Here is an 11,515-nt window from a genome sequence, read left to right as displayed (position 1 = left end):
CCTTATGCGCCGCGCGGGGCGACGCATTTCCCGAATTCGTCAGCCGAATCTAGCGCCGTTTTCGCGTCCGTTCCACCTCGGCGCGCGCCACCAGCGAAATATCCTGTGCACGAATCCAGTCGGGCGACCCTTCGGGCAGGCCCAGCATCGCCATGTCGGCGTTGCGCAGCGCGAGCTCCGCCTGTCCGCCCTCGAGGCTGTAGCGCTCGGCCGAAGCGAGCGCGGCGCGCGCCTGATCGCCCTTGTTCGCATAGACAATGCCGAGCTGGTACCAGGCAAAGGGATTCTCGTTATCGAGCGCGACGGCGGTCTTCAGCACCTCTTCGGCCTCGGGATAGTTGGCCGGGTCCTCGGTCGCGATCAGCGCATGGCCCAGCGTGGCGGCGATCAGCGGCTGCGACCGCGATCCCGCGACAGCCTTGCGCAAGGCCGGGATCGCCTCCTTGGGCCGCCCCGATTCGAGCAGCACCTGGCCTTCGAGCTCGAGGAAATAGGGGTCGGTCGGATCGGTCGCGAGCAGGCCTTCGACTTCGGCCAGCGCCTTTTGCGGATAGGCGCTCTTGTGCCAAGCATAGGCGCGCGCATAGCGCGCTCGGCACGCTCTTGTCGCTTTCGGGATATTTGCGCAGCGTCCGTTCGGGATCGGCGATATAGCCCGACAGCTTGGCCTTGATCCGCTGGAACCGCGCCTCGATCGCGGCATCGGCGGGCTTGTCCCACGCCGGATCGACGACATAGACCTCGCGCAGCGCCTGGATGCGGTCGCCCGACATCGGGTGGGTGCGGCCATAGGCCTGATCGTCGTCCTGCTTGATCCCGTACCGGAATTCCAGATTCTGCAGCTTCTTGAAAAAGGCCAGGCTGCCGCGCCCGCTGATCCCCGCCTTCGACAGATATTGCGCGCCCGCGGCATCGGCGGTCGATTCCTGGACGCGGCTGAAAGCCAGGAACTTGCCGAGCGCGGCCTGCTGCCCCGCCATCATGATCCCCATGCCCGCCTCGCCGCCGCCCGCGGCGATCGCCGCGGCGCCGAGCAGCAGGCTGAGCAGCGAGATGCCGGTCGCCGCCTTGGCGCCCTCGTTCACGCGGATCGCATGGCCGCCCATGACATGGCCGAGCTCGTGCGCGAGCACGCCCTGCACCTCTTCGGCGCTGTCGGCGGCTTCGATCAGCCCGCTGAAGACGTAAATATCCTGGCTGCCCGCGACAAAGGCGTTGATGCTGCGGTCGCCGAGCAGATGCACGCGCACCTGCCCGGGCTGCAGCCCCGCCGCGACGAGCAGCGGGTCCATCATGTCTTGGAACAGCGCCTCGGTCTCGGCGTCGCGCAGGATCGACTGCGCCGCCACCGGCCGCACCGCGACGGCGAGCAGGACGACGAAGGTCAGCAGCATCCGGACCAGCGGACGCCACGGACCGGCGCTGAAGACGCGCTGCGAAGCGGATAAATTCATCGGATGCGTCCTTGCGCCGAGCGCCTGAACCTCAACTGAAGCCATGTTGGCCTTGTGGAGGTCAGGACGCCCGGTGGCAAGGCCGCGATCGCCGCGATGCGATCGAATGCATCAGTTGCCGAAGGTGCGCTGCCACCAGCCGCGGCGCGGTTCGCCTTCCGGCGCATCTTCGCCGCCCGCGGTCACGGATTCGACCTCGGGTGCCGCGGCTTCCGTCGCGGCCTCTTCCACAGCCGCCACGGCGGCTGCGGCCTTGGTCTTGCGCGGCGCACGCTTCCGGGGCGCGGGCTCGGCCTCGGCCGCGGGTTCGGCCTCGGCTTCGACCGGTACCTCGGCAGCCGCGGCTTCGGCGGCGGCCGCAGCGGCGGCCTCCTCGGCGGCGATCTGCGCCTTGGTGCGGCGCGGCTTGCGCTTCGGCTTTTCCTCGGCGGCGGGCGCTTCCTCGGCGACCGGCTCGGGGGCGGGTTCGACCGCCGCGGGCGCTTCGGCCTCGACCGTCTCGGCCTCGGCGCCCTCGTCCTTGGCCTTGCGGCCACGACCGCCGCGGCGGCGCTTGGGCTTGGTCTCCGCTTCGGCTTCGGCCGGGGTTTCCTCGGCGACCGTTTCGGTCACCTCCTCGCCCGCTTCGTCACCCTCGGCTTCATCGCCCTCGACGGCTTCGGCACCTTCGCCGCCTTCCTCGTCGCGGCGGCCGCGGCGGCCGCGACGGCGGCGGCGGCGGCGCTTGCGGCCCTCGCCGTCGGCGTCGGCGTCGCCCTCTTCGGGCTCGCGGCGCGCAGGGCGCTCGGCGGGTTCGGCCTCGGCCTCTTCTTCCTCTTCCTCGATATAGTCGTCCTCGTCCTCATCCTCGATCGGGGCGATCGGGGCGAAGCTGCGGCGGGCGACCGGCGGCGGGCCGCCGACGTCGATCGCCATGCGCGCGCCTTCGGTTTCGCCGTCGGGCAGGATTTCGACCGAAACGCCGTAGAGTTCCTCGATCTCGCGCAGTTCGCGGCGCTTTTCGTTGAGGAGGTAGAAGGTCGCTTCCTGGCTGGCGCGCAGGATGATCTTGCTGCCCTTGCCGCGCGCGGCTTCCTCTTCGATCATGCGCAGCGCGCTGAGGCCCGCCGACGATGCGGTACGGACGAGGCCGGTGCCTTCGCAATGCGGGCAGGGGCGCGTCGAGGCTTCGAGCACGCCGGTGCGCAGGCGCTGGCGGCTCATCTCCATCAGGCCGAAGCCCGAGATGCGGCCGATCTGGATGCGCGCGCGGTCGTTCTTCAGCGCCTCCTTCATCGCGCGCTCGACCTTGCGGACGTTCGAGCCGTGATCCATGTCGATGAAGTCGATCACGATCAGCCCCGCCATGTCGCGCAGGCGCAGCTGGCGCGCGATCTCGTGCGCGGCTTCGAGGTTGGTGTTGAGCGCGGTCTGCTCGATATTATGCTCGCGCGTCGAGCGGCCCGAGTTGATGTCGATCGACACCAAAGCCTCGGTCGGGTTGATCACCAGATAACCGCCCGATTTCAGCTGCACGACCGGATTGAGCATGCCGGCAAGCTGGTCCTCGACCCCGTAGCGCTGATAGAGCGAGACCGGATCGGCATATTGCTGGACGCGCCTGGCGTGGCTCGGCATCAGCAATTTCATGAATTGCTTGGCGGCCTTATAGCCTTCCTCGCCCTCGACGATCACTTCCTCGATATCCTTGTGATAGATATCGCGGATCGCGCGCTTCACGAGGTCGCTGTCCGAATGGATCAGCGCCGGGGCGCTCGACCCCAAGGTCTTTTCGCGAATCTCGTCCCAGACGCGCGCGAGATAGTCGAAGTCGCGCTTGATCTCGACCTTGGTGCGGCTCATCCCCGCGGTGCGCACGATGCAGCCCATCGTCGGCGGCAGGTTGAGCTCGTCGATCATCGCCTTCAGCTTGCGGCGATCGGCGCCGTTCGAAATCTTGCGGCTGATCCCGCCGCCGTGCATCGTGTTCGGCATCAGCACGCAATAGCGGCCGGCGAGCGACAGATAGGTGGTGAGGGCGGCGCCCTTGTTGCCGCGCTCCTCCTTGACGACCTGCACCAGCATCACTTGGCGGCGGCGGATGACGTCCTGGATCTTGTAGCGGCGGCGCAGCGACATGCGGCTTTCGCCGTCCTCGTCCTCGTCGCGGCGGCGCCCGCGACCGCGGCCGCCCTTGCGTCCGTCGCGTCCGCGACCGCGGCCCTTGCGATCGCCGCGATTGTCCCTGCCCCCTTCAGCGCCTTCCTCGGAGCCTTCTTCGCTCTCGCCCTCGGCGTCGCCGTTTTCCTCATCGCCCTCATCGCCGTCGGACTCTTCGCCGACGGTTTCGGGGGCGGGGACGTCGCCGTTCTCGTCCTCGTCGGGACGCTCGACCTCGGCGATGTCGCCTTCCAGCTCGTCGAGATCCTCCTCGGCGCGCATCGCCGCCTCGGCGGCATGCTCGGCCTCTTCGCGGAGCAGGGCTTCGCGATCTTCCTTCGGAATCTGGTAATAGTCGGGATGGATTTCGCTGAAGGCGAGGAATCCGTGGCGATTGCCGCCATATTCGACGAACGCCGCCTGCAGCGACGGTTCGACTCGGGTCACCTTGGCCAGATAGATATTGCCCTTGAGCTGCTTGTGCTCGGCGGACTCGAAATCAAACTCCTCGATGCGGTTTCCCTGGGTGACGGCGACACGGGTTTCTTCCCGGTGCCGCGCGTCGATCAACATGCGCGTGGTCATTATTATCACTCCAGGCGCGCCGCGGCGCGCCAACAAAAAAGGCCGCGGCCGTCCTTGCGGAACGGCTGCGGTCGATAGGGTTCATACGGAAAAAGACGTTATTGCCTGATGCGGCCCGCGTCCGGTTCCGGACGCGCATGCGGTCTTCCGTCCGGCCGGCGCCAGGCGCGAAGGCGCCTGCGTCGCGGAGAGAAGAGGGCATGGCAAGCCTCATGCGGCATCAACCTGTTCAGCGGGATGACCGGCTAGCGCGATTCGACCGGTTCGGGATCGTCCTGCGCTGCCCCGTCATCCGGGGTGGGCCGACGGCAGGTCGCCACGCCTGGATTGCCGGGCACCGGGGGAGAGCTGCCGTCCGGTCCGTCAAATCGGGTTCCGGCCGGGCGCATTCCCCGCATAAGGCCCGACGGGTCAGGCGATGACACCGTCAGCGTTCGGGGTGCTAGCATCGGCGTCATCGAACGGCAACAGCAAGCACCGGAAAAATATGGGGATGGCCAGGCCGCAGCGGCAAGGGGTGCCGTCCGTCCGGTCATGCTGAATGGCCGGTTAACCCTCCCTTTTCACGGCGGCTTGACGCGCCATGCCTAATAACCGGTTCATCGTGATGACCCGCAGGTGGCCTTGGATGTTTTCGGATAAAGACTGGACCAATCGTCCCGCCCGGCGGCATAACCGCATCATGCTTCTCGCCACGCTCTTCCTGTCGTCGCTGAGCGCCACGCTGCGGCGGTTCTGGCGGGCAATATCGGCGCGATCGAGATTTCGGGCGGCGACGTCACGGTCCGCTTCGACGATTTGGTCGCGGGCGCTTCGACGCTGCTGCTTGCCGGTCCCGACCGCATCGCGCTCGACATCGCGGGCGCGCAGGCCTAGCCGTTCGCCGCAGGGCTCGGGGCTCGTCCGCACCGTTCGCCAGGGCCAGCAGGGTCCCGATACCGCGCGCGTCGTGCTCGACCTCGACCAGCTCGGCGCTCGTGTCGAACGCACGCTTCGCCGCCGACGGGCGCAGCCTGTCGTTCCGGCTCCAGCCGGTCTCCGCCGACGAATTCCAGCGCGCCTCGCGCGGCCCCCGTCTCCAGCTTCAGCCGCTGCGGCGCAGTTCCGCGCCAAGCCGCCCGAAAAACGCTACAGCGTCACGGTGCCGATCGGCAAACCGAAACCCGCGGTCGCGCTGCCCAAAATCGAGGGGCCGGCCAATCCGCGCCTGCCGCTCGTCGTGATCGACGCGGGGCACGGCGGGCACGATCCGGGCGCGATCAATCCGCACAGCGGCAAGCGCGAAAAGGACATCACGCTCGGCATCGCGCGCGCGATTCGCGACGACCTGATCGCCTCGGGCCGCGTCCGCGTCGCGCTCACCCGCTCGGACGACCGCTATCTGGTGCTTGAGGAACGCTACGGCATCGCGCGCCGCTTGAAGGCCGACCTGTTCATCTCGATTCACGCCGACGCCGCCGAGAATCAGCAGGCCAGCGGCGCGTCGATCTACACGCTCTCCGAAGTCGCCTCCGACCGCGAGGCCGCCCGCCTCGCCGCACGCGAGAATAAGGCCAATATCATCAACGGCGTCGACCTCGGCGCGCACAGCAGCGACGTGTCGTCGATCCTGCTCGACCTGACGCAGCGCGAGACGATGAACGTCGCGTCGGACTTCGCGCGCCTGCTCCAGCGCGAGGCGTCGGACGACGTCAAATTCCGCTCGACCGCGCACCGCTTCGCGTCGTTCGTCGTGCTGAAGGCGCCCGACACGCCGTCGGTGCTGTTCGAAACCGGCTTCATCTCGAACGAGGGCGACGCCGATTTCCTCGCTTCGGCCGCGGGCCAGAAAAGATCGCGCGCGGGGTCCGCGACGCGGTGCAGATCCACTTCGCGCGCCAGATCGCGGCGAACTGACCTACTTCGTCATTGCTTCGCTTCGCTCGCAATGACGATGAAATTTGGTGTTGATCATTGTCTGCCGTATCGACAGCTTCCTTACGAAAGGAGGGGAGAACGGCATGGGCTGGAGCAACTGGTCGGGCAGCGTCGCCGCGCCCGTTGCCGTCACCCGCCCGCAAAGCGAGGACGAACTCGCGAGCCTGATCCGCAGCGCGACGAAAGTCCGCGCGACCGGCGCTCTACCACAGCTTCATGCCGCTCTGCGAATCGGACGAGCTCATCCTCGGCCTCGACGCGCTTCCCGGCCGGATCACCGTCGCCCCCGACCGCAAGACCGCGCGCATCCCCGCCGGCTGGAGCATCAAGCGGCTGACCGCCGCGCTGTGGGACGAGGGGCTCGCACTCGCCAACCAGGGCGACGTCAATCCGCAGTCGCTCGCGGGCGCGATGGCGACGGGCACGCACGGCACCGGCGTCGATCTCGGCAGCCTTGCGACGATGGCGCGCGGCTTCCGCCTGATCGGCGCCGATGGCGAGGCGCGCTGGTGCGACGTCGATGCCGATCCCGACCTCTATCAGGCGCAGCGGCTGTCGCTGGGAATGTTCGGCATCGCGACCGAGATCGAGGTCGCGGTCGTCCCCGCCTTTCACCTGTCGGAACGCATCGAAAAACGCCGTTGGGACGAAATCCGCGAAAGCTATGACGAGCTTGCCCGACAACACCGCCATATCGAGTTCTGGTTCTTCCCCCATGCCGACCAGGTGATCCTGAAAACGCTCGATCCGTGCGACCCGTGCGATCCGCCGCCGAGCACCACCGACATGGAGGAAACGGCGTTCCGCCGCGTGCTCGACGTCGCCGCAAAACTGCCTTTCCTCACCCCGATGCTCCAGCGCGGCATGATGAAGACCAATATGGACGGGCGCCGCCGGGGGCCTGCACATACTATTTTCCCTTCCGACCGCACGATCCGTTTCGAGGAAATGGAATATGAAATGCCGCGCGCCGCCGGGCTCGACACGCTGGCGGAGGTCGTCGGCTGGATCCGCCGGAAGCGCTTGGCCGTCACCTTTCCCTTCGAATATCGCACCGTCGCCGCCGACGATATCTGGATCAGCCCGATGAACGCCTAGCCCTGTCGCGGCGATCTCGATGCACCAATATGCGAAAATGCCCTGGCGGGGCGTCTTTGCCGATGCCGAGGCGATCTTCCGCGCCAACGGCGGCCGCCCGCATTGGGCAAAGCGCCACACGCTGACCCGCGCCGATGTCGATACGCTCTACCCGATGGCCAACCGCTATCGCACCGTCCGCCGCGCCGCCGATCCCGCGGGCAAATTTCTCAACCCCCATCTGGAAGCCCTTTTTTCATGAGGCGTTCGCATGACCGATGATCTGACGCTGCACGCCCATCTGGTCGGCCAGCAGGGCGGCCGCGCCGACCTCAACACGCCGGTGCTCGTCGTCGATCTCGCGGCGCTCGACCGCAATATCGCCGCGATGGCGTCGCTCGCCGCGTTGCACGACGTCGGCCTCCGCCCGCACGCCAAGACCCACAAGAGCATCGACATCGCCCGGCGCCAGCTCGCGTCGGGGGCGGTGGGCGTCTGCTGCGCCAAGATCGGCGAGGCCGAGGTGCTGGCGGCAGGCGGCGTGACCGGCATCCTCGTCACCTCGCCCGTCGCCGCGCCGCGCGCGATCGAACGGCTGGCGGCGCTGGCGGGCAAGGCCCAAGGGCTGATGGCGGTCGTCGATCACCCCGCCGTCGCCGCCAGCCTCGACGCCGCGCTCGAAACCCGTCTCGATGTCGTGATCGACATCGATCCCGGCATCGCCCGCACCGGCGTCGCCTCGGCGCAAGCCGCGGTCGCGCTCGCCGAAGCGATCGCCGTGCTTCCGAATCTCCGCTACCGCGGCGTGCAATATTATTGCGGGTCGCAGCAGCATATCGAGAGCTTCGCCGAACGCCGCGCCGCGATCGAGGAGCGCACCGCCTATCTCCGCACCGTCATTGCCGCGCTGACCGACGCGGGCCATCCGCCCGAAATCGTCACCGGGTCGGGCACCGGCACGCACCGTATCGACCTGGATCTCGGCGTCTTCACCGAGCTTCAGGCCGGGTCCTATGTCTTCATGGACAAGCAATATCTCGACTGCGACCTGACAGGCGACGGCCCGGTTCCCTTCGAAACCTCGCTCGGCGTCGATGCGCGCGTGGTCAGTGCCAACCATAGCGGCCTCGTCACCATCGATGCGGGCTACAAGGCGTTGTCCACGGACGGCGGCGTCGCGGTCGTGCGGCGTGGCGCCCCCGAGAGCGCCTTCTTCGCCTTCATGGGCGACGAACATGCCGCGCTGATTTCGCCCGGCATCGGCGAGGCGCTGGCGCCCGGCGACCCGGTGACGCTCACCGTCCCGCACTGCGACCCGACGGTGAACCTCTACGACCATTATCATGTCGTCGAGGGCGATACGCTGGTCGCGATCTGGCCGGTGAGCGCACGGGGCAGGGCGCGCTAGGGAAAGAAGTTTCGCGCAAAGACGCAAAGACACGAAGAAGGGGCCGGGGCCGCTAGGCCCCATTCTCCCTCAATGATGCGACAGGAGGCTATAGTTCGGCGAAAAAGCCGCTTCGCGGCAATCGCAACCTCTTTGTGCCTTTGCGTCTTTGCGCGAAACCCATAAAGCTCCGACGGTTCCGGATCAGCGCCCCACCGCAACCATACTTCCCTTTCGCCGATGCACGCTTTAGAGGCGAAGGCCTATGGCCGCCGAGACCACGTCCCACTTCCGCTATCGCCTGCGTCGCGACAGCAATGCCGTCGTCGCCTGGGTTCGCACCATGTGGACTCGCCGCTGGTTCCGCTGGCTCGGCTATCTCCTGCTCACCGGCCTCGTCGGCCTGTTCCTGATCTGGCTGATCTTCGCCCGCGACCTCCCGTCGGTCGAGCAACTGCGCGATTACGAGCCGCCATTGCCGACGATGGTCCGCGATGCCGAGGGCAAGCCCGTGCACAGCTATGCGCGCGAACGCCGCGTCCAGCTCGAATATAGCGAATATCCGCAGCTCCTCGTGCGCAGTTTCCTCGCGGCCGAGGACAAGACCTTCTTCAGCCACGGCGGCATCGACTATCCGGGCATCGCGACCGCGATCGTCACCAATCTGACCAGCAGTGGCCGCCCCGTCGGTGCCTCGACGATCACCCAGCAGGTCGCGAAGAACCTGCTGCTCACCAACGAGCTTAGCTATCGCCGCAAGGTGCGCGAGGCGATCCTCGCGATGCGCATCGAGGATGCGCTGACCAAGGAACAGATTCTCGAACTCTATCTCAACGAAATCCCGCTCGGCCGCCGTAGCTTTGGCGTCCAGGCCGCCAGCCGCGCCTATTTCGACAAGGATGTCGACCAGCTCCAGCTCCACGAAATGGCCTTCCTCGCCATCCTGCCCAAGGCGCCCGAGAAATATGGCCGCGCGCGCTTTGCGAGCGAGGCGGTCGCGCGGCGCAATTTCGTGCTCGGTTCGATGGAGCAGAACGGCTGGATCACGACCGCGCAGCGCGACGCCGCGCGCGCCATGCCGCTCGGCCTCACCAGCACCGGCAACACCGCGGTCGCGCAGGTCGGCGGCTATTATATGGAAGAGGTGCGGCGCCAGCTGATCGCCCAGTTCGGCGAAACGGCCGAGGACGGTCCGCACAGCGCCTATGCCGGCGGCCTCTGGGTCCGCACACCCTATAACAGCAAGATGCAGGCTGCCGCGACGAGCGCGCTGCGCAAAGGGCTGATCCGCTACGATGCGGGCAAGGGCTGGTCGGGGCCGATCGCGACGATCGAGGCCGACGACCAGTGGCAGAGTCGCCTTGCGTCGAGCTTCATCGGCATCGATTACGACGGCTGGCGCATCGCCGCCGTGCTGTCGAAGAGCGCCGACGAGGCGCGCCTCGGCTTCGCTGACGGCGACACCGGCCGCCTGCCCGCGAGCGCTGCGACGCTCGGTTATCGCAAGACCGGCGGCAGCGCCTTTTCGGCGATGCGCCCCGGCGACCTGATCGCGGTCAAATCGACCGGCGGCGACAGCTATGCCTTGCGCAACATCCCCGAAGTGTCGGGCGGCTTCATCGCCGAAAGCCCGCATTCGGGCCGTATCTTTGCGATGCAGGGCGGCTTCGACGTCCGCCTGTCGCCGTTCAACCGCGCGACCCAGGCCGAACGCCAGCCGGGCTCGACGATCAAGCCCTTCGTATATGCCGCCGCGCTCGACAATGGCATGACCCCCGCGACGATGATCGTCGACGGCTCGTTCTGCGTCTATCAGGGCGCGCGTTTCGGCCAGAAATGCTTCCGCAACTTCGGGGGCGCGGGCGGCAGCGGCGAACATACGATGCGCTGGGGCCTCGAACAGTCGCGCAACCTGATGACGGTGCGCGCCGCGAGCCAGGTCGGCATGGAACCGGTCGTCGACACGATCCGCACCATGGGCATCGGCGAGCATGAACCCTATCTCTCGACCGCGCTCGGTGCCGGCTCGACCACGGTCGAAAAGATCACCAATGCCTATGCGATGCTCGCCAATCATGGCCGCGAACTCAAGCCGCGCGTGATCGATTTCGTCCAGGACCGCCGTGGCAAGGTGATCTTCCCGGTGAACTGGAAACCCTGCGAAGGCTGCAACAAGAAGGATTGGGACGGGCGCCCGATGCCGCGCTTCGCCAAGTCGGGCAAGCAGCTGATGGACCCGCTCACCGCCTATCAGGTCGTGCATATGCTCGAAGGCGTCGTCCAGCGCGGCACCGCGGTGCGGCTGCGCGACCTCGGCGTGCCGCTGTTCGGCAAGACGGGGACAACCACGGGCCCGAACGACGTCTGGTTCGTCGGCGGCACGCCCGACGTCGTCGCGGGCATGTATATCGGTTTCGACCAGCCGCGGAGCATGGGCGGCTATGCGCAGGGGGGCAGCCTCGCTGCGCCGATCTTCAAGGATTTCGCACTCGTCGCGCTCGACGATCGCCAGCCGATCCCGTTCGCTGCGCCCAAGGGCATCCGCATGGTGCGCATCGACCGCCAGTCGGGCCGCCGCGTCTATGGCAGCTGGCCAGGCACCGACCCCAAGGCGTCGATTATCTGGGAGGCGTTCAAGCCCGAAAGCGAACCCCGCCGGACGATCCGCGAGGCCGAGATCAAGCCCGCCAAGCCCGCCGCGCGCCAGGATGCTCCGGTGCAGCAGGGCAACGGCCGCCGCAGCGACAGCGACTTCCTCGAGGATCGCGGCGGCATCATCTGAATGGCAACATATTCCGCAAACCCGATTTCCCGAGCGAAGACGAGGGACTAGGTCGAGCGAAGTCGAGACCTATGCCTCGGTTGGTTCTCGCTACGCGCGAACGAGCGCCTCGTCTTCGATGCGGTGGGGGTAACAATCTTCCCCTTCGCCGCGCCAGCCTCTATGGCCTGTCCT

7 protein-coding genes and 1 pseudogene are annotated in these 11,515 nt (G+C 67.2%); 5 read left to right on the top strand and 3 right to left on the bottom strand.

The window, feature by feature from the left end; translation table 11 throughout:
* Window positions 1–49 precede the first annotated feature (49 nt).
* From N0A20_RS15755 to N0A20_RS20805, 3 genes and pseudogenes are all read right to left on the bottom strand, one after another.
* Window positions 50–1,394 (bottom strand): annotated as a pseudogene (locus N0A20_RS15755) (M48 family metalloprotease).
* Between the two features lie 171 nt (window positions 1,395–1,565).
* Entirely contained in the window at window positions 1,566–4,178 is a 2,613-nt protein-coding gene (locus N0A20_RS15750; RefSeq protein ID WP_260583932.1) for a ribonuclease E/G, read from the bottom strand.
* A 549-nt stretch (window positions 4,179–4,727) separates the two neighbouring features.
* Complete coding sequence (locus N0A20_RS20805) at window positions 4,728–5,087, bottom strand: hypothetical protein (protein ID WP_409574693.1); 360 nt, start codon at window positions 5,085–5,087, stop codon at window positions 4,728–4,730.
* A gap of 40 nt (window positions 5,088–5,127) precedes the next feature.
* Between N0A20_RS20805 and N0A20_RS15745 the strand changes: the two genes are divergently transcribed.
* The 5 genes from N0A20_RS15745 (at window position 5,128) to N0A20_RS15725 (ending at window position 11,341) form a co-directional block, all read left to right on the top strand.
* Window positions 5,128–6,432: an N-acetylmuramoyl-L-alanine amidase gene (locus tag N0A20_RS15745; RefSeq protein ID WP_409574692.1), complete on the top strand. Its 1,305-nt coding sequence runs from the start codon at window positions 5,128–5,130 to the stop codon at window positions 6,430–6,432.
* A complete protein-coding gene (locus tag N0A20_RS15740) occupies window positions 6,339–7,193 on the top strand; it encodes a D-arabinono-1,4-lactone oxidase (RefSeq protein ID WP_409574798.1) in 855 nt (284 codons plus the stop codon). Before N0A20_RS15745 ends, N0A20_RS15740 begins: the two co-directional genes overlap by 94 nt.
* Before the next feature lie 37 nt (window positions 7,194–7,230).
* The gene (locus tag N0A20_RS15735) at window positions 7,231–7,434 is read left to right on the top strand and encodes a D-arabinono-1,4-lactone oxidase (protein WP_260581278.1); all 204 of its coding nucleotides are present in this window, start codon (window positions 7,231–7,233) and stop codon (window positions 7,432–7,434) included.
* A 9-nt stretch (window positions 7,435–7,443) separates the two neighbouring features.
* On the top strand, window positions 7,444–8,580 hold the full coding sequence (locus tag N0A20_RS15730) for a DSD1 family PLP-dependent enzyme (RefSeq protein WP_260581276.1): 1,137 nt from the start codon (window positions 7,444–7,446) through the stop codon (window positions 8,578–8,580).
* Between the two features lie 244 nt (window positions 8,581–8,824).
* Window positions 8,825–11,341, top strand: a complete 2,517-nt coding sequence (locus tag N0A20_RS15725) for a penicillin-binding protein 1A (protein WP_260581274.1) — start codon at window positions 8,825–8,827, stop codon at window positions 11,339–11,341.
* Window positions 11,342–11,515 lie beyond the last annotated feature (174 nt).

This window comes from Sphingopyxis sp. PET50, from assembly GCF_025244705.1.
In the GTDB taxonomy this organism is placed as follows: domain Bacteria; phylum Pseudomonadota; class Alphaproteobacteria; order Sphingomonadales; family Sphingomonadaceae; genus Sphingopyxis.
The sequence above is the reverse complement of the archived record's forward strand: the minus strand, read 5'-3'. Positions and strand labels throughout refer to the sequence as shown.

Bases quoted from the DNA above. Each gene is read 5' to 3' on its own strand.
- N0A20_RS15750 (WP_260583932.1), bottom strand. From the start codon at position 4,178: ATGACCACGCGCATGTTGATCGACGCGCGGCACCGGGAAGAAACCCGT.
- N0A20_RS15735 (WP_260581278.1), top strand. From the start codon at position 7,231: ATGCCCTGGCGGGGCGTCTTTGCCGATGCCGAGGCGATCTTCCGCGCC.
- N0A20_RS15730 (WP_260581276.1), top strand. From the start codon at position 7,444: ATGACCGATGATCTGACGCTGCACGCCCATCTGGTCGGCCAGCAGGGC.
- N0A20_RS15725 (WP_260581274.1), top strand. From the start codon at position 8,825: ATGGCCGCCGAGACCACGTCCCACTTCCGCTATCGCCTGCGTCGCGAC.